17 protein-coding genes are annotated in these 23,340 nt (G+C 44.9%); 6 read left to right on the forward strand and 11 right to left on the reverse strand.

The window, feature by feature from the left end:
- The 5 genes from OAG1_RS06265 to OAG1_RS06285 form a co-directional block, all read right to left on the reverse strand.
- Nucleotides 1–936 carry a LysR family transcriptional regulator gene (locus OAG1_RS06265; protein ID WP_338624958.1) on the reverse strand — a complete coding sequence of 312 codons (936 nt, stop codon included), beginning with the start codon at nt 934–936 and terminating at the stop codon, nt 1–3.
- Nucleotides 937–1,057: 121 nt separating this feature from the next.
- Nucleotides 1,058–1,711: a DedA family protein gene (locus tag OAG1_RS06270; RefSeq protein WP_338624960.1), complete on the reverse strand. Its 654-nt coding sequence runs from the start codon at nt 1,709–1,711 to the stop codon at nt 1,058–1,060.
- Between the two features lie 13 nt (nt 1,712–1,724).
- A complete protein-coding gene (locus tag OAG1_RS06275; RefSeq protein WP_338624962.1) occupies nt 1,725–2,816 on the reverse strand; it encodes a calcium:proton antiporter in 1,092 nt (363 codons plus the stop codon).
- Nucleotides 2,817–2,927: 111 nt separating this feature from the next.
- On the reverse strand, nt 2,928–4,760 hold the full coding sequence (locus OAG1_RS06280) for a mechanosensitive ion channel family protein (protein ID WP_338624964.1): 1,833 nt from the start codon (nt 4,758–4,760) through the stop codon (nt 2,928–2,930).
- A gap of 60 nt (nt 4,761–4,820) precedes the next feature.
- The gene (locus OAG1_RS06285) at nt 4,821–5,876 is read right to left on the reverse strand and encodes an alpha/beta hydrolase (protein ID WP_338624966.1); all 1,056 of its coding nucleotides are present in this window, start codon (nt 5,874–5,876) and stop codon (nt 4,821–4,823) included.
- A gap of 258 nt (nt 5,877–6,134) precedes the next feature.
- On the opposite strand from OAG1_RS06285, the gene OAG1_RS06290 reads away from it, so the two are divergent.
- Together OAG1_RS06290 and OAG1_RS06295 are read left to right on the forward strand one after the other, a co-directional pair.
- Complete coding sequence (locus tag OAG1_RS06290; protein ID WP_338624968.1) at nt 6,135–6,608, forward strand: DUF302 domain-containing protein; 474 nt, start codon at nt 6,135–6,137, stop codon at nt 6,606–6,608.
- A gap of 296 nt (nt 6,609–6,904) precedes the next feature.
- Nucleotides 6,905–8,941, forward strand: coding sequence for a methyl-accepting chemotaxis protein (locus OAG1_RS06295; protein WP_221074331.1), 2,037 nt, complete (start codon nt 6,905–6,907; stop codon nt 8,939–8,941).
- 10 nt (nt 8,942–8,951) lie between these two features.
- Here the strand turns inward: OAG1_RS06295 and OAG1_RS06300 are convergent, their stop codons facing one another.
- Complete coding sequence (locus tag OAG1_RS06300; RefSeq protein WP_338624973.1) at nt 8,952–9,878, reverse strand: helix-turn-helix domain-containing protein; 927 nt, start codon at nt 9,876–9,878, stop codon at nt 8,952–8,954.
- Nucleotides 9,879–10,088: 210 nt separating this feature from the next.
- On the opposite strand from OAG1_RS06300, the gene OAG1_RS06305 reads away from it, so the two are divergent.
- The 3 genes from OAG1_RS06305 to OAG1_RS06315 all read left to right on the forward strand — a co-directional run bounded on the left by OAG1_RS06305 (nt 10,089) and on the right by OAG1_RS06315 (nt 13,148).
- Nucleotides 10,089–10,439 carry a hypothetical protein gene (locus OAG1_RS06305; protein ID WP_338624975.1) on the forward strand — a complete coding sequence of 117 codons (351 nt, stop codon included), beginning with the start codon at nt 10,089–10,091 and terminating at the stop codon, nt 10,437–10,439.
- 42 nt (nt 10,440–10,481) lie between these two features.
- The gene (locus tag OAG1_RS06310) at nt 10,482–12,554 is read left to right on the forward strand and encodes a protein-disulfide reductase DsbD domain-containing protein (protein ID WP_338624977.1); all 2,073 of its coding nucleotides are present in this window, start codon (nt 10,482–10,484) and stop codon (nt 12,552–12,554) included.
- Between the two features lie 96 nt (nt 12,555–12,650).
- A complete protein-coding gene (locus OAG1_RS06315) occupies nt 12,651–13,148 on the forward strand; it encodes a protein disulfide oxidoreductase (RefSeq protein WP_338624979.1) in 498 nt (165 codons plus the stop codon).
- A 37-nt stretch (nt 13,149–13,185) separates the two neighbouring features.
- On the opposite strand, the gene OAG1_RS06320 is transcribed toward OAG1_RS06315, so the two are convergent.
- From OAG1_RS06320 to OAG1_RS06330, 3 genes are all read right to left on the reverse strand, one after another.
- Nucleotides 13,186–13,968 (reverse strand): transporter substrate-binding domain-containing protein, encoded by a 783-nt coding sequence (locus OAG1_RS06320; protein ID WP_338624981.1) that lies wholly within the window; start codon nt 13,966–13,968, stop codon nt 13,186–13,188.
- Nucleotides 13,969–14,073: 105 nt separating this feature from the next.
- On the reverse strand, nt 14,074–14,604 hold the full coding sequence (locus OAG1_RS06325; protein WP_016402888.1) for a dihydrofolate reductase family protein: 531 nt from the start codon (nt 14,602–14,604) through the stop codon (nt 14,074–14,076).
- Between the two features lie 126 nt (nt 14,605–14,730).
- Entirely contained in the window at nt 14,731–15,363 is a 633-nt protein-coding gene (locus OAG1_RS06330) for a glutathione S-transferase (RefSeq protein WP_338624984.1), read from the reverse strand.
- A gap of 169 nt (nt 15,364–15,532) precedes the next feature.
- Here OAG1_RS06330 and OAG1_RS06335 point away from each other — a divergent pair, with 169 nt between their 5' ends.
- Nucleotides 15,533–16,477, forward strand: coding sequence for an L-lactate dehydrogenase (locus OAG1_RS06335; RefSeq protein ID WP_016402886.1), 945 nt, complete (start codon nt 15,533–15,535; stop codon nt 16,475–16,477).
- 57 nt (nt 16,478–16,534) lie between these two features.
- On the opposite strand, the gene OAG1_RS06340 is transcribed toward OAG1_RS06335, so the two are convergent.
- Both OAG1_RS06340 and OAG1_RS06345 read right to left on the reverse strand, forming a co-directional pair.
- Nucleotides 16,535–19,468 (reverse strand): glycoside hydrolase family 48 protein, encoded by a 2,934-nt coding sequence (locus tag OAG1_RS06340; RefSeq protein WP_338624987.1) that lies wholly within the window; start codon nt 19,466–19,468, stop codon nt 16,535–16,537.
- 531 nt (nt 19,469–19,999) lie between these two features.
- A complete protein-coding gene (locus tag OAG1_RS06345) occupies nt 20,000–23,212 on the reverse strand; it encodes a glycoside hydrolase family 48 protein (RefSeq protein ID WP_338624989.1) in 3,213 nt (1,070 codons plus the stop codon).
- Nucleotides 23,213–23,340: the final 128 nt, after the last annotated feature.

Genomic DNA, 23,340 nt, shown 5'->3' on the forward strand with positions numbered 1-23,340 from the left:
TTAGCTCTCGGGTTGCTCAAAACTATTAAAACAGCTGCTAAGTATCTGATGGATTAGTTGGCTAAGTGGTGAGCCGCGTCGGGTTTGCAAGTAGTTCCCCACAATTGATATCTCGCGTTGGCTATGAGGAGTATTACTAGGAAGTGGATAGCATTTTAGCTTAGGGTTATTGTAAGTGATAAAGCTGCTAGAGTAAGTTATGGCGTCTGAGCGCTTAAGTTTTTCGGTGATTAACTCAATTTCATGAGTATCTAAGATAACCTGAGCTGAGTAGCCTTTTGCTGCGTAATACTCATGTAAAGCAGAGCGCTTTGAGCCTTGATTTTCTGGAGCCATACGTACAACAGGCAGGTGGTGAATATCGGCAAGTTCCGAGCTTTGGCTGAGTACAGGGTGAGCTTCTCTTGCAACAATCGCTAATTTAACGCGTTTTAAAGCATGGGAGTATACCTCTTGCGGTAAGCTAAGCTCGCCGATTTGGACAATGTAGTCTAGCTTGCCATTGAGCAGGTAATTTAAGCTATTTGAGTTAATAAAAACTAGCTGAAATTTTGCTTTAGGCAGAGCGTTTTCTAAAGCCTGATAGAGCTCAGAGCCAAATACTTCTAACAAAGTTGGGGTAAGGGCTATGCTTACCTCTTCATCAAACTCCAAAGGATTAAAGTTTTGGTAAGTTTGTATAACTTTACTGATCGGTAGCAGCATGTCATCGGCGGCTTCAGCTAACTTTTCGGCTAACTCAGAGGGTTCTATACCGTGGGCTTTTCTTATTACTAATTGCTCGCCGAAGGTTTCTTTTAATTTGGCTAAACCTCGGCTGACACTGGGCTGAGAAATGCCTAAAACTTTGGCTGCTTGGTGGGTATTCTTGGTTTCTACAACTACCTTGAGTAACTTTATGAGGTTTAAATCAAGATCGGCCAGTTGTTTATCCATGTTTACCCTGCTGGTTACAAAAATGTTAGCGCAATAGGGTGATAATAAACACGAATAGACAGCTTAGCAATGCTAGTGGAATAGGAAGAAGAGGAAAGCAATCCCTTGCTATCAATAGCTTTTACAAAGACTTAATCCGCTTACCTCGGCTGCTTAGGCGATACAGTGTACCCGCTATGGCTACTAACATAAGCACTAGGCTACTGAGGATAAAGATCCGAGTGAGTAGATGTTGGTAAGCATCTACGAGTGGGTTAATGGTGATCCATTTGCCCACTAGGAGCAGCAGGCAAACCCACATTAAGGCACTGGTAAAGCTCATCAACACAGTTTTTGACGATTTAAACCTTGCTGCTCCCATCAACATGGGAGTGACCACGCGTACAAAAGGAATAAAGCGAGAAACCAGCAGGGCGATAAAACCAAAACGCCTTAACAAGGTATTTGCCCGCTGCATGGTATCGCTAGGAACTGCTCGCTTAGCATGGCTCATTAGCTTGGTTTTTTGCAAGTAACGACCTTGTAAGTAAGCTATGCAGGTTCCTAAACCTGCTCCTAAACTTAGTAATGCAAAGGTACTGGTAAAATCCAGTATGCCTAAGCCGATAAGGGTTCCAGCAAATAGCACTAAGCTATCGCCGGGTAATGGCAGAAATATAAAGCTAGATTCAATAAACAAGATCATGAACAGCAAAAACAATATCCAGTTTGTTGAGCTCATATCGCGTAATGATTCAAAGTCGCTGTTATAAATCATCGACAATAATTCAAGCATTTAGCACCTCTCCTTATACAAAAATCAGTACTAAATACATGCTGAACAGTATTAAGTGAGAAACGCCATTAAGTACATTGGTTTTGGCGCTCACCACGCTCACAGAAGTGGCTAACAAGGTAGCAATAAGCAAGGTAGTATCAATTGCCCCTAAACCTAGAGTAATTGGCTCAGCCATCAAGCTTGAAATCACTAATACTGTAGGCACCGTGAGGGCAATACTGGCTAGTACCGAACCAAAGAATAGGTTCATGGCGCGCTGTAATTGGTTTTTCATGATGGCTTTAACCCCACCAAGGCCTTCTGGCGCTAGCACTAACAAAGCAACAATTAAACCACCTAGTGCTGCTGGCGCACCAAGGTTGCTAATGCCGTGGTCGATAGGCATGGCTAAGTTTTTAGCCAGTAAGATAATCACCGCTAGATAACCCACGAGTAGTAAGAAGTGATAGAGATTGCTCTTTAATGGGCCGTGCGCTTCGTGTTCGTCTTCATTTTTAGCATCTACAAAGAAGTAGCTATGACTTTTAGTTTGGGTGTAAAGGAAAACAGCATACAAGGCGACCGACACCACAATTAGTGCGATGGTGAAAATGAGTGGCATTGCGCCTGCGCTGTTACTGGGAATAAAGTTAGGTAAAATTAAACACAATACCGACAGTGGAATAATGGCCACCATATAGGAGGTAATGCCTTCACGGCTAAAGGTTTGAGTATGGTAACGCAGCCCGCCTAGCACTAAGCCAATACCGAGTAAGCCATTAAGTACCGCCATAATCACCGCAAACATCGTGTCTCGGGCTAGTACAGGGTTGGCGTCTCCGGTTAACATCACCGATGAAATCATCACAACTTCAAGAATAATCACCGAGAGAGTCAGCAATAAGGTGCCGTAGGGGTCACCCAGTTTTATGGCTAGCGCATCGGAGTGACGAACTACCGCAAAGATAGCTGCCAATACAATACCGAACAGAATAAGTGTAGTGAACGAGTAAGCAACAATGCCGCTAGTGGGAGCCAGAAAGCTGTCGCCACCTAGCTTAAGAAAAGCAACAAGTAGCATCCCAAAAATTAGTATGTGTTCGCGTTTCAAGAAAGCTGTCATGGTGTTGTTCCAAATAGAAGTTAAGGATAAATATTTGACTTCTATTTTGCCTATATGGGGCAATGAGTATATGTATTTCAGCAATTCATATACTCGTCTTTGCCTACATATTTAGTTGAATTGGCTGTCTTTTCTTACTGCCGATGTGAGGACAGGAAAGATAGAGGTGTCTTTAATTTCATAACGGTAGCTGTAACTAAAGTTAGGGAAGGGGAAGCTTTCCTCTTCATGCCATTTTTGCACGGTTTGTTGTGCTTTAAGAACTTGTTCTTCTTCAATAGTTTTAAGCCGACCGGCATATTGGTGCTGGGTTGAAAACGCCAGTTTTGCGCCAACTTGATCAACAGCTTTGTACAGCATAAATAATAAATCTTCTTGCAGTGCCATAAACTCGTCGTGATCTCGGCAGCGAATGTACAGTACGATCGAGACTTTAAGTGAATAGCTGCCTAAGCCCATAAATCTTACGCGAGTTGGTTCCTCTTCTACTTTGGGGTGGCGCAAAAAGTCGCGCCGTAAATTCACCAGCAGTACTTGCAGTTGCTCTACGCTTATTTCTGGTCTTAGCTTGAGTATGTGCTCCATACGGCGCCTGTCTCGCCGTTCTAGGTTATCGATTTCCATATTGGCAAATTCAGAGTTAGGTATGGTAATTACTGAGCGTTCTAATGTTCTAATACGAGTTGCCCGCAGCCCAATATTCTCGATAACACCATAAAGGTTCTTGTCGCCGTAGCGACATAGCTCGCCAATTTTAATGCCGCCATCAGCGTATAGAGTTAAGCCGTTAATTAAGTTCTCAAGTAGTGGGCGAATGGCTAAGGCAATTGCCAAACCACCGACACCTAAACCAGCAACCAGTGGAGATATAGATACGCCCATAAACTCCAAGACGTACAAGCCAAGCAACACAATGGTTATGCCGCCTAAAATTTTAGCTAGCACCAAGATGAGTGAGGAATCTGGGGATGATTCTAAGGGTGTATCTTGATACTTTTTGGTGGTGATAAGGATTGCGATATAGATGAAAATAGACAAGACAAACCAAGCAACAAGCACAAACTGTACACTAAGGATCAAGCTTGAACTGATCTGGTAGACCATGCCATAGAGCCAGATACCATCGTCTATGATTTTGCTAAACAACATCATCCACGAGATATTAAATATTAGTGCCAGTTGCTTACCAAATTGCCAATGGCGTTTGGTATTGTTAAAGCGCGCATTCCATAGCTGGCCTAACAAAAAACTGAACCTAATCGCTTTAAAGCTTACTAGTGACATGCTTAGTAACATTATCCATTGCCAAATAGGCAGTCCCGCAAGCAACTCTTGGCTCCACGCGGGAAGAGACATTACTAAGCTTCGTGATAGCAGCGGACCAGGGTTTAAGATAAATTCTTGATAGAGATCTTGGTGCGCTAAGTTTTGCTTCTCACTAATGGCAAATAGAAAGTATTGATGGGATAAGCGGTTAACTGACAAGGCTGAAAACAAATATTGGCCTGCTCTAAAACCCTCTAGCTGTTTTTCAATGATTAAGTCGGTGCCACTAATGCGCCATCGTGACTTTAGGCCTGCTTCATCTGCGGGCAGGGGAGTAAATTGAACTGACTCTCTGGATTCAATACGATTAAGTATTTCCCTTAGTAATACGATTTTCTCCATTACTACAACATTTCGATTGCGGTTGGCTGTGGTGGATAAGTCGAGAGCTTTGCTGGCTTGGTAAAAGGCAATTTGCCCTTCTAAAGAGTTAAATTGTTCGGAGCGCCATGCGCTAATAACTTGCTTAGAACTACGAAGGAAACTGTCTAAGGTTTGCTGAGGAGAGGATAAATCGATACTGCGTTGCGCTGAGACTGGGTCTTCTGTTGAGGCAGCACTCGCCATTGCTGAAACTGAAAGGCTTAGTAAGGTAATAGCAATGAGTAAGCGCGTCATATTAAGCAATGCCCCGTGTATTAGAAGACCCGCGAGCCCCCCATGAGGCTCGCCAGTTATTTAGTTAAGGTGAGTGTCAAAAAAGCTTCCTAACTCAGCCAGAGCATCATCAGATTCTGGTAAGTCATAAAACAGTCCCATCATGTAATCACCGTGTGATTGGCCGTCGTATATATGTAAGTCTGCGGTTACTTCTGCTGCGCGCAGAGCACGGTGCATACGAACTGTGTCACTAAGCAGTAAATCACGAGTACCTGATATTAATAGGGTTGGTGGGAAGCCGCTTAAGTCACCATAAATAGGAGACACTAAAGGGTTGTTAAAATCGCTAGAAGGGACATAAATCTCAAAAGTGCCTTGAATTAAGCCTTCACGGCTACCTAAGGGATCAAGTCCTTTTAAGGTGTGCCAGCTATCACTAGTGTGAGCCAAATCGGTGGCTGGAGTACCAGCAAACAGCGCTCCAGGTAGTTCTAAGCCCAGCTCTTTTAGCCGTAAGGTTGTCGCCAAGGTTAAATTACCGCCTGCAGAAGTGCCAAATAACACCGTTTTGTTGGCAGGTTGCTGGCGAGTAATCTCTTTCCAAACTGCAACAGCATCATCGATGGCGGCGGGGAAAGGATGTAAAGGAGGCTTGCGGTAATCTACCGAAATTACCTTTACATTAAGACCGTTTGCCATCCAAATTGCTTCGCGCAGTGCTGCCTCTTCTCCGCCAAATACAAAGGCTCCACCATGTAGGTGCATGAAGTAGTGGCCAGCGTAACGAGGGTCAATTTTATCTGGCGTCACTACAAAAGTATCTACGCCAGCAATGGTCTTTTTTTGATAGCTTACAGGTAGGCTTTCTGCGGCTTTTAGGGCAAGTTTAGAAAACTCACTATTTAATTGTTGTTGTACCTCTAGCCAAGCTTTCGTTGAATCTGGCGCTTTTAGTTCACTGTTAGAAACTTGACGATTTTCAATTATTGTTGCCATTGTGCTCGATACGCCAATCGGCGTCGGAGTATTGCGGATTTGGGTGCTAGATTGAATGGCCAGAAGCGATGGGCTTAGCAGTGTCAAGCTAAGGGCTGCCACACAGGTGGTGCTTCTAAAGGTTTTAAGATTGAACATACTAGACTCTCCTGGCTTAAACTATTTCTCGCTGGCATCTATTTTTGAGGCCAGCTATTGATGGCCTCAGAATAGTGGCTTTAACTAAGAAATTGGGGAATTAGAGAAATTCATTTTTGCCGCAGTAAACATTTAAAGCAGCGCAAAAAGTCGCTTGTGGATCTGCAAAACAAATAATGCACTAGACTTGATGGTGGACGGTAAAACAGCCACTAGCTTGTTTTTCCAGTATTTATTAATCAATTAGGATGTGGGCAGATGAAGGAAGTCGGGCAAAGCGTTATCAGTAAGATGAGCGTGCTGTTGATCATGTACTGCAGTGTATTTGCTGCAAATGCTGCTAGTGATGGCGTAATCAGTGTGGCCAGCCAGCATGATGTAAACCAAACCGCAGAGCGTATGTTGAGCATACTCGAGCAAAAAGGCATGACAGTGTTTAACCAAGTTAAGCATTCTGATGGCGCAGAGAAAGTGGGTATTGAGCTTAGAGATACTCAATTGATTATATTTGGTAACCCTAAAGTCGGTTCACCTCTAATGAAGTGCCAACAGCTGATTGCCTTAGATTTGCCGCAAAAAGCACTTATTTGGCAAGATGAAGCTGGGAAAGTATGGATTTCTTATAACGATCCTCAGTATCTCGCTAAGCGTCACCAGGTAGCTGGTTGCGATCCGGTGTTTGGTAAAATCGCTGGTGCGTTAGCGGGCATTAGCAAGGCAGCCGCTAACTAATTCTTTTATCTTACTTAGCCAAAGTAGCATCCAGCTGCTTTGGTTCTTACTCCCTTAAATATGTTAATAAAACGTTATGTGACGCAATTGTCATATAAACGTTTTTGTGAGCATTCTCGCCGATAAAATATTGCACTTATTAACAAAAAATGCCCGTGTAGAGCGCTTGTTGATATAAAACAAGGAAAGCTCTTGTGATGCCTTTGTGATATTTACTTGACCAGTTGTTTTGCTTAAATTAGCTTTAGTAAGTGAATTGTTGACTTTTTAGTCAATTTTAAGAAAGGGAGTTTGGCATGATTAGTGGGTTTAAAAGTCGCAGTATCTCATTGCAGTTGCAGTTAGTTATTGGCCTGATCATTTTGTTAGGTTTGGGTTTAATGGCGGCGCTGGTATATAACAAAGCCTCCAAAGCGCTGTTTGAACAAGCGATGGCTGATCATGAATCAAAAGTAAAAGCGGTTGCTTCTATGGTTGAAGGGCAATTTGCGTCTTATTTAGAGCGAGCTCAGGATTTAGAAGCTACGTTTCGAAATGGCTATTTGAGTGGCGTAGAAGTGGCTGAACGCACTGTTCAATTTGAGCAGTTTAGCGTTAAAGATGTTCATATTCGTGGTGCCTCACTGATTGATAACAGTCGCTATGTGGACCGTTTTACCGCCGATACCGGCGCGGTTGCTACTTTGTTTAGTGCCTCTGGCGACGATTTTGTGCGGGTGAGCACCTCATTAAAAAATAGCCAAGCTCAGCGTGCTGTTGGCACTAAGTTGGGTTTAAATCACCCTGGCTATAGCACTTTGGTAAGTGGCCAAGCCTTTCATGCAAAAGTTACTTTATTTGGAAAAGACTATCTCACCTACTATAAGCCGATAAAAAACCAACAGGGCAAAGTAGCCGCCTTAAGTTTTATTGGGGTACCTATCGACCAAGCCACAGAAGAAATCTTCGATAATCTTTCACAAATTAAATGGGGCGATACTGGTTACACCATTGTGGTAGACAACGATGCTAGCCATTTACTTGGTAACTACTTATTACACCCAGAAATTAAACCAGGTGAATCGATTATTGATCGCCGTGACTACGACGGTAATCAGCCATTTAAAGAAATCTTTAAGCAGCCTTCTGGTCGTTTGTTTTACCCTTATGAATACAATGGTGTAGTGGGTGAGAAATACTTGGTATTTGCCGAAGTACCAGGTTGGAATTGGAAAATACTGGGTGGCACCTTTGTTAGTGAAATCACTAAAGCTAGCCGCGATTTACTGGTGTTAATTGCTTTAGTATCGGTTTCGGTAGCGGTAGTGGTGTTACTGGGTTTAGCCTTGTTACTAAAACAAATGACTAAACCCTTAGAGGTATTAAGCGAAAACATGCAGCGCATGGGTAACGGTGAAATTAGCGTTAGTTTTCAAGATGGCCGAGCAGAATCAAGCAACGAAGTTGAGCAGTTAAGTGCTGGCGCGAAAGAGATGGCTAGTAAACTAAACGACTTGGTTGGAAGTATTCGAAATACCAGTAGTGCTCTGCAAGAGCGCTCCAGTGGTGTTTACCAAGATGCGGAGCATAGCCTAGGCCAGTTGGATAATCAGCAAGCGCAGGTTGACCAAGTAGCAGCGGCTATTGAAGAAATGTCATCCTCTGCGGCGTCGGTAGCTGAACAGGTTGAAGACATTGCTAGCAGCGTGCGCGCTGCTGACGGTAATACCCAGCAAGGGGCAAAACTGGTCGCTCGAATGGTGGGAGAGATTGATTTACTTAATGACCAATTAAAATCCTCGGCAGAGGCCATTGAGTTAGTAGGTAAAGAAAGTAACAACATTCAAGATGTCACTAAAATGATCAACGATATTGCCGACCAAACCAACTTATTAGCACTTAATGCAGCTATTGAAGCGGCGCGAGCCGGAGAGCAAGGGCGCGGATTTGCAGTGGTTGCAGATGAAGTAAGAACGCTGGCCCAACGTACTCAAGAATCTGTTAAAGAAGTGGAAACCATTATCGCCAAGTTGCAATCAAGCACTAGCAATGCGGTGAGCATGATGAGCGAGAGCCAGAAACGCGGTGAGTTTTTTACCGAGCATGCAGCGCAAACTGGTGAAGCCTTAAATGGCATTACCGAGCAAGTTACTAGTATTGCTAGCCAGTCGGAAACCATTGCTGCTACTACCGAGCAACAAGCGCAGGTATCGCAAGAAATTGCTGCTAATGCCTCACAAATTAGTAACCTTACCAGTGATAGCCGAAATACTGCGGCGCAAACAGCCAGTAGCGCCACCCAACTGCAAACTCTGTCGCAAGAGCTGCAGCAACAGGTGGCCCAGTTTAGCTAGCCTAACATCACTACTTGGTAAATCGTCGGCGAAAGTCCCTTGGGCTTAAGCCGATGATTTTTATAAATACTTTTCTAAACGCTCCGGCGTCTTCATAACCTACTTGTTGTGCAATAGCTTCGGTACTTTGCTGGCTTGTCTCGAGTAATTCGCAGGCTTTCTGAACCCGCCGTTTTTGCAAATACTGAATAGGCTTTAGGCCAGTAGCTTTAACAAAACGTCTTAATAAGGTTCGCTCTGTGAGAAAGCATTGTTCACACAGTAGTGCCACGTTGATGTTTTGCTGATAGTGGCTTTGTATAAAGTGCTGCACTTTAATGATGTCGTTGTCGCCATGTTCAAAGTTTGGGTTAAAGCTTTGGTAGTAACGTTGTTCGCGCGGCCCGGTATCCACAACTAGGCTTTTCCCTAATTGGCGCATGATGCTTGGCCGAGTGTATTGCGCGACCAACTCCAAACCCAAATCAACCCACGACATTAAACCGCCAGCGGTAATAATATCGCCATCGTTAATGAGAATTTGTTCACTGCGCAGCAGGCAATCAGGGAAGCGCTTAGCAAAGTCTTCAGCTAAGGCCCAATGAGTAGTTACCGGGCGTTGGTTTAGTAAATTTACCTTAGCTAATATAAATGCGCCAGCACAGGCCGAGCTTACTACACAACCTTGTTTATGCTGCAGCTTTAACCATTGCAAAAGCTCTGGTGTTGGCGAGAGATAATAATCATGATTAATGCAGGGTGGCACGATTACCACCTGTAAGCAGGATGCTTGCGCCATTACATCGTAATGTTCAACAATGTTACATTCAAAATGATGGTTATATTGCTGCTGTTGAGAGGTACTGTTGGCTAACAAAAACATTTCTTGTAAGCCAAATATGGCGGCCTGAGAGGCGCCAGGGTAGCGAACAATAGTAATAGCGGTAGTTGGTGTCATAAAAGTGATTACAAGGCATTTTTGTTGTTAAGCTTCGACCTAAAAAGTTTTGCTAAGTTGCACCCTTGTATAACATTTTGTTCTACTGCGACAATTTCTGACTTTAGCCCTTATCTCACTTACATTTTGTTGATCAATTTTTGGCGGTATTACTTGTAATTTATAGCGAGTATCAGTAAAAGATGAACATCATTTTGTTAATCCCAAGCCATGTTTTTTAAGCGCACTACTTTTAAAGCTAAAATTACTTTACTGCTGCTGGCAGTGCTATTGGCTACCTGTTTAGCAAAAAACCTTGGCTTGAGTGTCACATGCCCCAGTGCGCATTTAGCGGATGAACAAACCTTTTCCAGCCAGGTATTAAACGAGCAAAGCTGTCACTTTACTGAACATTTACTTAAGCAATACGTTCAAACCTTAGAGCAAGTATTTGTAGTGGTGCTATTTGCCGCTTTAGCGCTGGTAATGCTGCCACACTTAAGCGCTTTTCAAACCTTTCTTAAACCTACTATTCCGCCTCCTCGGCGAATGTATCGCTCGGTGTGTCATTTTCGAGAATAAAAACTAACGGCAACCTTTTGCGTTAATGTTTATTTATTGGAGATGATATTGAAAATTTTATTACCTTGGCTGTTGTTATTGTGCTTAACGCCGAGCTTGGCGTTTAGCCAAAGCACGGGCTGGTTAACTCATCAACAACATCCACCTGCGCAAGTTCGGCTTATGCTTACTGGTGAGTTTAATCAGCAAACCAAGCTTTTGCCTGCAGTGTTGCAAGTGAAGTTAGAAGGCGATTGGAAAACCTACTGGCGCTCGCCAGGAGAAGGCGGCGTTGCGCCCAGTATTCGTTGGGATGAGGCAAGCAGCGTGCAATCACTTGAGTGGTTGTGGCCGCGGCCCGAGCGTTTTTCATTGCTGGGTTTGCAAACCTTTGGCTACCAACAAGCTGTGGATTTTCCACTGTTGTTAAGAGTTGATTCTAGCTCTCAGGCAGGCCGAATAAGCGGGGTATTAACCCTATCTACTTGCACCAATGTTTGTGTTCTCACTGATTACCCTTTTGCCGTTGATGTGGACTTACAAGCGCTGCGCCCAGACAGTGAAGCGATGTATTTATACAACAAAGCAAAAATGGCGGTACCGCCCCTCGCTGAAGCAGGCACTAGTGATTTTGTATGGGATGAAACCAAGCAGCAATTGCAGGTAACCTTACGTGGTGAACATCAATGGCAGTTGCCGCAACTAGTGGTAGATGGTGACCCTGAAACCACATTTAAACTGCTTAATTTGAGTCTACAGTCTAAGCAAGTAAGCGCGGTTTTTAGCGCTGAAAACTGGTTAGCGCAACCGATGCTCACCGACAAAGTATTGCACTTAACCATATTTGATAAGCAGCAGGCTGTTGAGTACCAAAGTAAGGTTGTTGCTGGGCAGGTCAGTGTAGAAGAAATCGCTTGGCCTAAGCTATTAGTGTTTGCACTATTGGGTGGTTTAATCCTCAATGTTATGCCTTGTGTACTTCCTGTATTAGGCATGAAGCTTAGCTCGGTGATTGCTGCCGCTAGTGTCGACCAAGGGCGAATTCGCCGCCAATTTTTAGCATCAGCTGCAGGCATTGTTGTGTCATTTTGGATCTTGGCTGGCTTTGTTATGTTGCTTAAAGTTAGTGGCCAGGCTGTAGGGTGGGGGATTCAATTTCAACAACCTTGGTTTATCGGCTTTATGGTGCTGGTAACTGCGTTGTTTGCGCTAAATATGTTGGGGGCGTTTGAAATAAGCCTGCCGGCTTCTTGGCAAACGCGTTTAGCAACCAGCGGTGGAAATAGCTATGGCGGGCACTTTTTACAGGGGATGTTTGCCACTCTATTAGCGACGCCCTGTAGTGCGCCATTTTTGGGAACCGCGGTGGCGTTCGCTCTGGGAGCAGAACCCTTATCTCTAATCATCATCTTTAGCGCATTAGCGCTTGGCATGGCTTTGCCTTGGCTGTTAGTAGCGGCATTTCCTAGATTAGCAAAAGCTTTACCCAAACCCGGTAAATGGATGAAGCAAGTAAAGCTGGTTTTTGCTCTGATGTTGCTGGCAACTTGCCTATGGCTGTTAAGTTTACTGGCCAATTTTTTATCTGGTGTTGGGGTGTTACTTGTAACTGCCGTGGTAGTGCTGACCTTTGTTTGGTTACTGCTTAAACAATACGGCGCTAAAGCATTGCTGATAAGTTTTAGTGCCTTGATGTTGCTTGGTGGCGGCGTTGCATTAGTGGGCGCAATGACGAGTGAGCGCTGGGCAAAAGTATTGCCTAGTGACTTAGTTTGGCAGCCTCTCCAACAAAGCAACATTGCCGAGCAAGTGGCGCAAGGCAAAGTCGTGTTGGTTGATGTGACAGCTGATTGGTGCATTACCTGTAAGGCAAATAAAGTGGGTGTGCTGCTTCAAGACCCAACATACAGCCGGCTAAAGCTAAATACCGTGCATTTAGTTAAAGGTGATTGGACTAAGCCCTCTAGTGAGGTAAGTGCCTTCTTACAACGTTACCAACGTTTTGGCGTGCCGTTTAATATTGTCTATGGCCCAGCTGCGCCAAATGGTATCGCTCTCCCCGTTATTTTAAGCCATCAGGTAATTGAGCAGGCACTTGCTCAAGCTGCCGGTGATGCATCTCTTTTTCAGGATTGAATTTGTGAACTCTATAATTTTTATCGTCGCAAAACCTGCGCTAACTAGTTTGCTGTTAAGTGTTAACAAGCTTGCCTTTTTTGCGGAGGAACGCTCATGTTAAGTAAGCTATGGTCTGTTTTTAAGCAACTCATCACTATGGTGCTTTTTGTCACTGTGGTAGGTATAGGTGTGGATTTCTGGCGCTCACAAGATTTACCAGAAGGTGAGTTGCCCAACTTAAGCGCAGTTACTCTAGGCGGTGAGGCAATAGATCTAAAGGAGCTAAGCAAAGATGAACCAGTATTGGTTTACTTTTGGGGATCTTGGTGTGGCGTATGTAATTTTGTGAGCCCAGCGGTAAACACCATGGCTAAGCACTTCAATGTAGTGACAGTTGCATTACGTTCTGGCGAGCAAGCCAAGGTACAGGCTTATTTAACACATCATGAGTACCAATTCCCAGTGATTAACGATCCGCAGGCCAACTTGGGCGGGCAATGGGGGATTTCGGTAACGCCAACCTTGATGGTAGTTAAAAATGGAGAGCTAAAACACTATACCGCGGGTTTTACCACCTTACCGGGTATGTGGTGGCGTATGCTAATGGCATAAGCCCCGATATTGAAACTAGGCTGCTCTGCTTAGCGTGTTAGTTGTGCTCAAGTAAGGCAGCATCATCAATAATTTGTTGATAAGCACCAGATTGCTTTAGTTTCTGTAGTCCACGATTAAATGCAGCCAACAATTGTTTACTACGTTGTTGGTTGTTCTTTGAAAAAATCACATGAGTATAAGTTTGTTGCACCGATTGAGGATGATGGGTGAATAGAGCCGCTTTTTCTGCAGGAAAGTGCTGCTTGATTAATTGATAGCCAACATGAATATCGGAAGGAAATATGTCAACTCTACCGACGAGAAGTTTCTTAAGGTTTAGTAAATCAGAAGAAACATACTCTACTTTTAATTCACTTTTTTCAGCTGCTAGATCAAAGGCATAGCCGTAAGTATATTGCTCTGTTGCACCTATTGTTAGCTGTTTTAAACTGTCTATATTGTGCCAATTAAAGGGCTGCTGGCTTAAGTGAAAAAACACTTTGTTGTGCCAAAAGACCGGCTCACTAAATAGCACTGCTTTTTCTTTACTGGTGGTTTTTGCCCATGTTAAAGAGCCATCTACCTTGCCCTGTTCAACGTACATATAGGCTCTAGCCCAAGGTAAGAATTGATATTGCACTTCATAATCTTCTAGGGCAAAAGCTTGACGAACTATTTCAGAATAGAAACCTTGATGTGCTAAAGACTTAGACGTAAAAGGGGGCCACTCTCCACTAGAAAGGGTAACGAGCTCGGCAGCTTTTGTAGGCAAGGCTAGCAATGCAAACACAATGATGGTTTTGCAAACATAAACAAAGTAATAAAAATAGCTGCGCACATTTACTCCATGTCTGTTTGCTTTTTAATCATCCGTGTTGTTCTAATTAAAGCAGTTATTGCGGTTTTTTTACAGCTTACTGATAGTTTTATGCCTTCTGGTGCCTTAAGCGCGCACATAGTGGCTTTGTACTAGCTCGTTTAGCAAGACCTTGGTTTGCTTGTGCTTAAAGCTTTGGCTTTGCAGTAGCTCCCCGAATAACGGCGCTCCGCCGCCTAACAAAATGGGGAAACGAGTAAGAATAAGTTCATCAATCAGCTCTTTTGCCAAAAACTGTTGAATGGTAATGCCACCATCAATGTATAGATTATGGTAGCCCTGTTGGTTGAGCGATGTTACCAGTTGCTTAAGCTCGCCGTTTACAATGCGTACATCGCCAGTAAAGCCTTCTGGCAATTTTTTTAGGCTGTTACTCAGCAGCATTACCGGTTTGTTGTAGGGCCAATCAATGCCAAAACTCACTACCTTTTCAAAGGTATTTCGCCCCATAACTAAAGCGTCGATACCCGCCATAAACTCGCCGAAGCCTAAGTCTCCGCCATCGGGGTTCGCAACACTTTCTAGCCAAGCTATATCTCCCTCTTTGTCGGCGATATAGCCATCAAGGCTTAGGGCGATATATACGATATTCGACATCTGGTGTTCTCCAGTTTGCTTGCTGAAATGCACTTGCTAAAAACTAACTGCTGAGTTTACAGCAACTAGGTTTACTTCAAGTATAGGCGCCCTATCACGGGGTAATTATCGAACTTTTAGTTGTGGTTAAGGAAAATCGATTTCACTGGCGCTCTCTAACCATGTGGGATGTTTTTGCATAATTGAGCGAAACAATGCTGAGTCGATAAACTGTTTTAACCACGCTTGCAAATGTGGATAGGGGGCTTGCTCAAACCACCTTAGATCGACTGAAGCAAATTGACGAATAAAAGGCAGCAATGCCATATCTGCTAGGCTCTGCTGTTCGCCCATTAGATAAGGGGTGCGGCTAAGCTGTTGTTCAAGCTCTTGCAAAAATGCCTCACCTTGTTGGCGGTAGTCTTCTGGGCTTTGCTCCGGAAAACGCACTGCGTATTTATACTTATCTAATAAAGGCTTAAATTGCTCATCATTGCGCTGCACCCAATCTAGCATCTTCTGGTAATTAGGGGAAAGCCAGGCTTTGGGATCGTTTTGTTTAAGTGCCCAAAGCATTATCTCAAAGCTTTCTTCGATGACTTGACCATTGGCTAATTGCAAAACAGGAACCGTGCCTTTGGGGGATATTTCCAGCATTTCTGGCGGCTTATGTTTGAGGACTATTTCGCGTAGTTTTACTGGTGTTTGGCTAACTGCAATAGCTAACCGCGCTCGCATGGCGTAGGGGCAGCGGCGAAAAGAATACAAAATAGTGGACATAACTAACTCTCAAACAAGGCGTAGGCCGACCTTACCCAGTTACCTTTTATCACGCAAGTGATTGGTTTAAAGGCTTGCTAAAAGTAACACTTAGCACTATCACTAATTCATTATTAATGCATTTCATATTATGCGGCTAGCGGTCGCCAAAATCAGTAAAGGATGACTAATGGAACATCGAACGCGCAGTGTGGGCATTGTAGGTGTAGGCAATGTTGGTGTGGCAGGGGCTTACGCTCTGTATTTACGTGAAGCTTGTGAAGAGCTGGTTTTGGTGGATATGAATAAGGCTAGGGCCGAAGGAGAAGCCTTAGACTTAATGCATGGGCAGGGTTTAACCGGCAGAATGCAAGTTAGTGCGGGTGAGTTCTCCGACTTGGCCCGTTGCCAAGTTATTGTTGTTACCGCTGGAGTGGGACAAAAATCGGGCGAGAGCCGCTTAGAGCTATTAGAAAACAATGCCAAAGTATTTAAATCTATTGCTGATCAACTCGACCGCTATGCACCTAGCGCCATTGTGGTGGTGGCCAGTAATCCGGTAGATGTATTAACGTTTATGTTGCAGGAGCTGAGCCAGCGCCCTAAACATCGGATTATTGGTACCGGCACTATGTTAGATACTTCGCGTTTAAAAACATTGTTGGGCGAAATGTATCAAGTCGATCCGCAATCGGTGCATGGTTACATTTTAGGTGAGCATGGCGATTCGGAGTTGGCGGCATGGTCGACGGTGAGCATCGGGGGCTTAGCTATTCAAGGACAAACGGTATTTGGCGTAAGCTATTCTGCAAGCCGTTTAGAAGAGCTAGCCGAGAGTGTTAAGCAAGCGGCTTACAAAATTATTGAAGGGAAGGGCTATACCAACTTGGCAATAGGCGTAGTGATTGCACGTTTGGTCGAAGCGATATTGGATGACAGCAAAACCGTGTTGCCTGTATCGGTGCGTTTAAGTGGCGAATACCAACTTAGCAATGTAGCCCTTAGTTTACCGGCGTGTATTGGCTTAAAAGGGGTTGAGAAATTGATTGAGCTACCACTTGAAAGTGAGGAGTTAGCTGCTCTGCAAAAATCAGGTGAAACCATGCGAGAAAGCTTGAGCAAGATTGGATTTTAGTTACAAAAAAGGAGGCGCTAGCCTCCTTTTTAGATCAAGCTACAAGCTAGCTGCGGGTTAGTTACATACTGCGCCGCTTACCACTGGGGTTGGCGCTGGTTGGTTCGCCGCTCCTTTGCTACCTTGCAGGCCAAAACTTACCGATTGGCCAGGTTGAATTTGACCATTCCAAGCCAGTGAGCTTGCACTGTAAGGGTTAGTACCACTAACAGTGGCATTCCAAGCGCTGGTCATACTTGAACCATCGTTATAACTCCAGCTTACATCCCAAGTGTTAATGACTGCGTTAGTATTGTTGCTAATGGTAATACTAGCTACAAAGCCAGAGTTCCACTCGTTATCAACAGTGTAACTGCAGTTAGCGACCACTGGAGCTTCGGTTACGGTAATGACTTTACTGCTAGTATCTACTCCGCCTTTACCATCATCAACACTTAGCTCGGCAGTATAAGTACCTGCAGTTGTATAGCTATGGCTAGTGGTTTCGCCGGTGGCCGTTGCGGTATCACCAAAGGCCCAAGCATAACTAAGCGTATCGCCGTCTGCATCGCTTGAGCAACCTGCGTCAAAGGCAACTGGGTCACCAACATATGCACTGCTTGGTGAAGCAGAAAAACAGGCTTCTGGAGGAAGATTGCTATTGGGATCTTCTACCATAATGGTTACCGTTGCTGGCTCTGAAGTAAGTTGTTCATCGTCGGTAACGGTATAGGAGAAGCTATCTACGCCGATGTATCCAGCATTTGGCGTATAGGTCACTTGTGGACCGTTTCCAGTAACAGAGCCATTAGCTGCCTGAGTATAGGCATAACTAACAATGCTGCCGTTACTGTCGCTACCCTCAAGGGTAATGCTAAGTGGAGTATCCAAATTGCCGCTAACTTCTAGGTCTTTGGCTGTTGGTGGGCAGTTGGCATCACAGATGATGGGGAACAAATCTTCGTATAGCGCGTTGGCGGTAGCAACATCTACTTGAGCCCAGTAACGGTGGTAAGTATAGCTTGGATCGCGGTCTTCGCTAATGGCTGTTTGCAGTTCTACATAGCCAGGATCTGACTCGTTGTAGAAAGGACGCATGCTAGTAAAGGTAGTATCTGCATTTAACTCTGCACCTACACCGTTTACACCGCTCCATCCGGGAGGAAAGTATACCGAATCGTTAATTCTTTCTCGGTAATCGCCACGACTTTCTGGAGCCGCTACACCTTTATCGGTGCGATGGTTTGCCCAGAAACGATCTAAGATCATTTGCGCGGCGTCTTTCGCTCCTTGGTGTACTTGGCCCTGATGTTTCTCTTCAGCAGCGGCGTAGTACATTAAGGCTTTAGCCAAACTATGTGCTACTCCAACATCTTGGTTTTGCGAAGTAACTGTAACGTGTAAGTTGTTGTTAGCTACCGGATTAGCGGGGTCCCATTTCTCTGGTAAGCCACTAAACTCTAGGCCTGCAGCGAGTTTTACATCGTCATTACTAAAATCTAGCACGGCTAAACCAGTGGCCGGATTGCTGTCTAAAATCCAGCCTATCCATTTATCCATTATCGCTTTAGAACGCGCTTCGCCAGTTATGTAGTAATACTCGGCTACTCGCTCGGTGCCCCAAGCTTGCCAACCAAACCATGTGCCCGAACCTGGGTCTTCATAAACAGGGTTTTCATCGTAAACCATGCCATAGAAAGTGGCATTTTGGCGCTCTACTGGGTAAGTGGAATACGTGCCGTTCCAACTATTGGTGGCTCCCCCAGAAAATGCACCTTCTGCAGATTGGGTCCATTGGAAAAATTCTAAAGAACGCTCTAAACCAACGGTCCAGTCTTCTACTGAGTTAGGCGCCAGCGGTTTTAGCTCAGGAATTTGCGATAGCGCATACGCAGCCATCGGGTTTTGGTATGCGTAGTGAATATGGCTTGAGCCTATGCGCCAGCCCCAGTTTTGAGTAGTATCAATTGGGCCGCCCCAAGAGTAATACCAAGACATTAAATAGTGCGCAGACTCGTAGCCTACACCTGCGCTACCTTGTTCATCTTGCGAGCCAATTTTTTTGAAGTATTTGTCAAACATGGCCAAACGTAAGTAGTCACCCATTTTGGAGGTTTTAGCCATTAAACCTGGAGCAACCACTTCAGGATCTACGCCTTGATCCTTCATCCACTGTAAGGCCCAGTACATAACTTGTACTACGCGCGCGTCGGCGTCGGGCGCATTGGTGTAGCGCCATTGTGCGGCTGGGGCTTGTGGCTCAGAGACAAATAGGTCTAAAAAGCCATATTCTCCACCCCATTTAAATTCTTCCCATGATGGGTGAGGCACAGTTTCCCACACCGATTCTTGTTCCCCTCGCTGGAAGGTATTGATGTAAGAAGGAGTAGAAACACCATCGCCAAGGTTGCCGTATTTGTAGGTATTGTCCATGTCTAGCAACCAGTGCATGCCGTACACATCCCAGGTGCCATAAGTTGCAGCTAGTCCTGCGCTAATTGGGTCTTCACCCACTGCTGCACCAGAGTCTAGCGCTAGAGGATAGCTAGAAGGTAGCGGCCCTTCCGGTACATAAGTTGCCTTACCCGAGGCATAGTTCGCTGCGGTGGGCTGCATTTCTGAAGTAGGAATAATCTGCTCTTCAATTATTCTCCAAGCTTCAATTAAGGGTTGCCAATCACCGGTGATTTTACCGTGCACTGCTTCTAACCAAAGAATATAGGAATAAGCTTCTGAGGTTGATTCGTGGCCGTGATCGGGGGCCTCAATAATAAAGGTTTCTACCGAGTGGTAAGGACCTCCATCAGCACTTAGATAACCATTAGCAGGGTTATAAATTTCATTACGTAGCTCAGTAAAGCGGTCTTGATATACACCAGCATTAGCCATGCTACTCAAACCAGCACTGGCAAGGGCGGCAATAACAGATAAACGTAATGAGTGGTGTTTGATTTTTCCTGAGAAGCCGGTGGTTTGTTGTGGCTTTATCCAGGATGTTTTAGATAAAAACATGTGAATCTCCGTTTCGTATGAAAACTCATCATTATGATGAGCGAGTATCATCAATAGCCGACGATTCGTTACCGCATAGCTTGGTGCTGTAAGCTAATTTTCCGTTCGCTAGCTATTTACCTTTTGCTTTGCATGTATGTTCATTCAATTTATTTGTAAGAATTGCTAGCGTTTGCTCTTTGGCAATGTCTTTGCGGCAATCTTGCCCTTACGGTATTGACTAATCACATAATTCCCTCATGCGAATAAAGGTATAAGTCAGCTTTTTGATTTTTATTATGTGATTTGATAATAATGATCGAATGTGTGAGAGCAGCACAAACTTAGTGAGTGTTAAGAAATATTAGGCCGATGTTTCAGAAGGTGAACGGCTCAAAATGAGATCTGGATTTATCGCCTGTTGCTTAGCGAGGTGGGTTGATTGCGAAATGGGTTCTAGTTTGGAGGAAATGCTCATGCTGTTAGTTTTAAACATGAAAAAAGGAGGCCTAGGCCTCCTTTACTTACGGATTATGAAACGAACATTGGATCTTAGTTACACACAGCGCCAGTTACGGTTGCCACAGGAGCAGGGCCGTTAAATACCGCTTTATTACCTTGCAGACCAAAACTTACAGATTGGCCTGGCTGGATGCGTGAGTTCCAGCTTAATGAGCTAGCAGAGTATGGATTGCTACCACTAAAGTTAGCGTTCCAACCGTTGCTCATTACCGAACCGTCGGCGTAGTTCCAGTTAACATCCCAACCATCAATCACTTCGTTACCGTTGTTAGTAATGGTTATGGTTGCAACAAAGCCAGCGTTCCAGTGGTTTTGCACTTCGTACTTACAGCTAGCGCTAGAAACCGGCGCTTCGCTAATAGTGATAGTAGTGCTAGAGGTATCTACACCACCTTTACCATCGTCTACTGTTAGTACTGCATTGTAGCTACCCGCTTGTGAGTAGCTATGTTGAGTTGAAGCTCCGCTGCCATTGCTGTTGTCGCCAAAGGCCCAGCTATAGCTTAAGTTATCGCCGTCTGCATCGTTTGAGCAGTTAGCGTTAAAACTAATCGCGTCGCCAACATTAGCGCTGGTTGGGGTAGCGGTAAAACACGCTTCCGGAGGCAGGTTGCCAGCAGGCTCTTCAATGGTGATAGTTACGTTTGAACTATCTACGCCACCTTTGCCATCACTTACTGTTAACACAGCGTCGTAGCTGCCAGCGGCTGCATAACTGTGCATAATGCTGGCACCGCTGCCGTTGCTGTTGTCGCCAAAGGCCCAGCTGTAGCTTAAGGTGTCGCCATCAGTATCTGTTGCACAGCTTGCGTTAAAGCTAATGATATCGCCTATCATTGCACTGGTTGGTGTAGCAGTAAAACACGCTTCTGGTGGCAAGTTACTGTTTAGATCTTCAACGGTAATAGTTACTGTAGCGGGAGCAGAGCTTAGTTGCTCGTTGTCGGTAACTGTGTAAGTAAAGCTATCAACACCTACAAAGCCATTTTGCGGAGTATAAGTAACTTGTTTACCTGAGCCACTTACTGTGCCGTTGCTCGCTTGGCTGTAGTTGTAAGACTCTACCGTGCCATTGCTGTCACTGCCTTCTAGGGTAATGCTAGTTGCTGTGTTTACCGAAGTTTTAACTGCAATGTCTTTAGCGCTTGGGGCGCATCCGTCTGCACAATCAGCTTCAGGGAACAATTCAGCATACAAGGCGTTTGCAGTTGCAACATCAACTTGGGCCCAGTAACGGTGGTAAGTGTATGTTGGATCGCGACCTTCAGCTAAAGCATTTTGCAGCTCTTGATATCCTGGATCGGATTCATTGTAGAAAGGACGCATGCTAGAGAATGTGGTGTCGGCATTTAAGTCTGCGCCAACCGCATTTTTACCGCTCCATCCTGCAGGGAAGAACACTGGCTCGTTGATGCGCTCTGCGTAGTCGCTGCGTGTTTCAGGGGCCGAGACACCTTTATCTGTGCGATGGTTAGCCCAAAAACGATCCAAAATCATTTGTGCAGCATCTTTAGCACCGTGATGAACTTCACCTTGGTGTTTCTGTTCTGCAGCAGCGTAGTACATAAGGGTTTTAGCCAAGTTGTGCGCAACACCCACATCTTGCCCGTGGTCAATTACTTCAACATGGAGGTTTGTATTGGCTTTAGGGTTAGCAGGATCCCATTTCTCTGGAACACCCGTAAAGGTTAAAGTTGCAGCGAGTTTTACGTCGTTGTCACTAAAATCGAGAACTGGTAGGCCCTTTTCTGGCGTAGCGTTTAGTACCCAGCTAATCCATTTATCTAAGATCGCTTTAGCGCGTGCTTCGCCAGTAATGAAGTAGTATTCAGCTACCCGCTCAACACCCCAAGTTTGCCAGCCGAACCAAGTGCCAGAACCTGGATCTTCATAAACTGGGTTTTCGTCGTAGGCTAAACCATAGAAGGTATTGTTAGCGCGGTCTGCTGGGTAGGTATCGTATTTTCCGTTCCAACTGTTGGTGGCACCACCCGAGAATGCGCCCTCAGCTGACTGTGTCCATTGGAAAAATTCTAAAGAACGCTCTAGGCCAATATCCCAGTCGCGAACTGAGTTTGGTGCTTTAGGTTGTAGCTCGGCAATTTGCGAGAGTGCATAAGCCGCCATTGGGTTTTGGTAGGCAAAGTGAACGTGGCTAGAACCAATACGCCAAGCCCAGTTTGCTGAAGGGTCAATAGGGCCGCCCCAAGAGTAGTACCAAGACATTAGGTAGTGAGCAGAGTCGTAACCCTGGCCAGCGCTTCCTTGCGCATCTTGCGAACCAATCTTCTTGAAGTATTTGTCAAACATGGCCAAGCGCAGGTAATCACCCATTTTGGCTGCTTTAGCCATTAGACCAGGTGCAACAACTTCTGGATCTTGTCCACGTTCTTTCATCCACTGCAATGCCCAGTACATAACTTGAACTGCACGAGCATCGGCATCTGGCGCATTGGTGTAACGCCATTGCTTAGCAGGCGCTTGAGATTCTTTAACAAACAAGTCTAAAAAGCCGTACTCGCCGCCCCAACTAAAATCTTCCCAAGATGGGTGTGGCACAGTTTCCCATACCGACTCTTGTTCGCCACGCTGGAAGGTATTGATGTATGAGGGCGTAGACGTTCCGTCTCCCAAATTACCGTACTGGTAGACATTGTCCATGTCTAACAACCAGTGCATACCGTAAACGTCCCAGGTACCGTAAGTTGAAGCTAGGTCGGCACTGATTGGATCTTCACCCACAGCTGCGCCGTTAGTTAGTGGAAGGGGATAGCTAGAAGGTAGCGGGCCTTCAGGAACATAAGTCGCTTTAGCGTTAGCGTATTTATCGGCCGTAGGCTGCATTTCCGAAGTAGGAATAATGTGGTCTTCAATAAGAGCCCAGGCGTCGATAAGCGGCTGCCAATCACCGGTTAGTTTACCGTGAACAGCTTCTAACCAAAGAATGTAAGAATACGCTTCAGAGGTTGATTCATGCCCGTGATCTGGCGCTTCAATAATAAAAGTTTCGATAGAGTGGTAAGGGCCACCGTCGGCACTTAAATAACCATTTTCTGGTGCGTAAATTTCACCGCGAATTTCAGCAAAACGATCTTCATATACCGACGCATTAGCGATACCAGAAAAGCTAACCCCAACAAGGGCACTAACAATTGCGGCGGTAAGTTTAGAGCGTCGTATTAACCCAGTAGCTTGATTTGAACCGCGTAAATGGTTCGAACCTAAACGTTTAGCAAATTGCATTGTAAACTCCATTTCAAAAAATAAACCCTAACGACAGGGTATTGCTGTCACCTTTAAAACACATTGGTCACTGTTGCCGTGTGTGGCTTTCTAGCCGCATCATCTAGCTACAGATTTTTATACAGCCT

Origin of the sequence: Agarivorans sp. OAG1 (assembly GCF_037076485.1) — a bacterium.
Classification (GTDB): Bacteria; Pseudomonadota; Gammaproteobacteria; order Enterobacterales; family Celerinatantimonadaceae; genus Agarivorans; species Agarivorans albus.

Bases quoted from the DNA above. Each gene is read 5' to 3' on its own strand.
- OAG1_RS06300 (WP_338624973.1), bottom strand. From the start codon at position 9,878: ATGACACCAACTACCGCTATTACTATTGTTCGCTACCCTGGCGCCTCT.
- OAG1_RS06315 (WP_338624979.1), top strand. From the start codon at position 12,651: ATGTTAAGTAAGCTATGGTCTGTTTTTAAGCAACTCATCACTATGGTG.
- OAG1_RS06265 (WP_338624958.1), bottom strand. From the start codon at position 936: ATGGATAAACAACTGGCCGATCTTGATTTAAACCTCATAAAGTTACTC.
- OAG1_RS06270 (WP_338624960.1), bottom strand. From the start codon at position 1,711: ATGCTTGAATTATTGTCGATGATTTATAACAGCGACTTTGAATCATTA.
- OAG1_RS06340 (WP_338624987.1), bottom strand. From the start codon at position 19,468: ATGTTTTTATCTAAAACATCCTGGATAAAGCCACAACAAACCACCGGC.
- OAG1_RS06310 (WP_338624977.1), top strand. From the start codon at position 10,482: ATGATATTGAAAATTTTATTACCTTGGCTGTTGTTATTGTGCTTAACG.
- OAG1_RS06285 (WP_338624966.1), bottom strand. From the start codon at position 5,876: ATGTTCAATCTTAAAACCTTTAGAAGCACCACCTGTGTGGCAGCCCTT.
- OAG1_RS06295 (WP_221074331.1), top strand. From the start codon at position 6,905: ATGATTAGTGGGTTTAAAAGTCGCAGTATCTCATTGCAGTTGCAGTTA.
- OAG1_RS06345 (WP_338624989.1), bottom strand. From the start codon at position 23,212: ATGCAATTTGCTAAACGTTTAGGTTCGAACCATTTACGCGGTTCAAAT.
- OAG1_RS06305 (WP_338624975.1), top strand. From the start codon at position 10,089: ATGTTTTTTAAGCGCACTACTTTTAAAGCTAAAATTACTTTACTGCTG.
- OAG1_RS06275 (WP_338624962.1), bottom strand. From the start codon at position 2,816: ATGACAGCTTTCTTGAAACGCGAACACATACTAATTTTTGGGATGCTA.
- OAG1_RS06290 (WP_338624968.1), top strand. From the start codon at position 6,135: ATGAAGGAAGTCGGGCAAAGCGTTATCAGTAAGATGAGCGTGCTGTTG.
- OAG1_RS06280 (WP_338624964.1), bottom strand. From the start codon at position 4,760: ATGACGCGCTTACTCATTGCTATTACCTTACTAAGCCTTTCAGTTTCA.
- OAG1_RS06330 (WP_338624984.1), bottom strand. From the start codon at position 15,363: ATGTCCACTATTTTGTATTCTTTTCGCCGCTGCCCCTACGCCATGCGA.
- OAG1_RS06325 (WP_016402888.1), bottom strand. From the start codon at position 14,604: ATGTCGAATATCGTATATATCGCCCTAAGCCTTGATGGCTATATCGCC.
- OAG1_RS06335 (WP_016402886.1), top strand. From the start codon at position 15,533: ATGGAACATCGAACGCGCAGTGTGGGCATTGTAGGTGTAGGCAATGTT.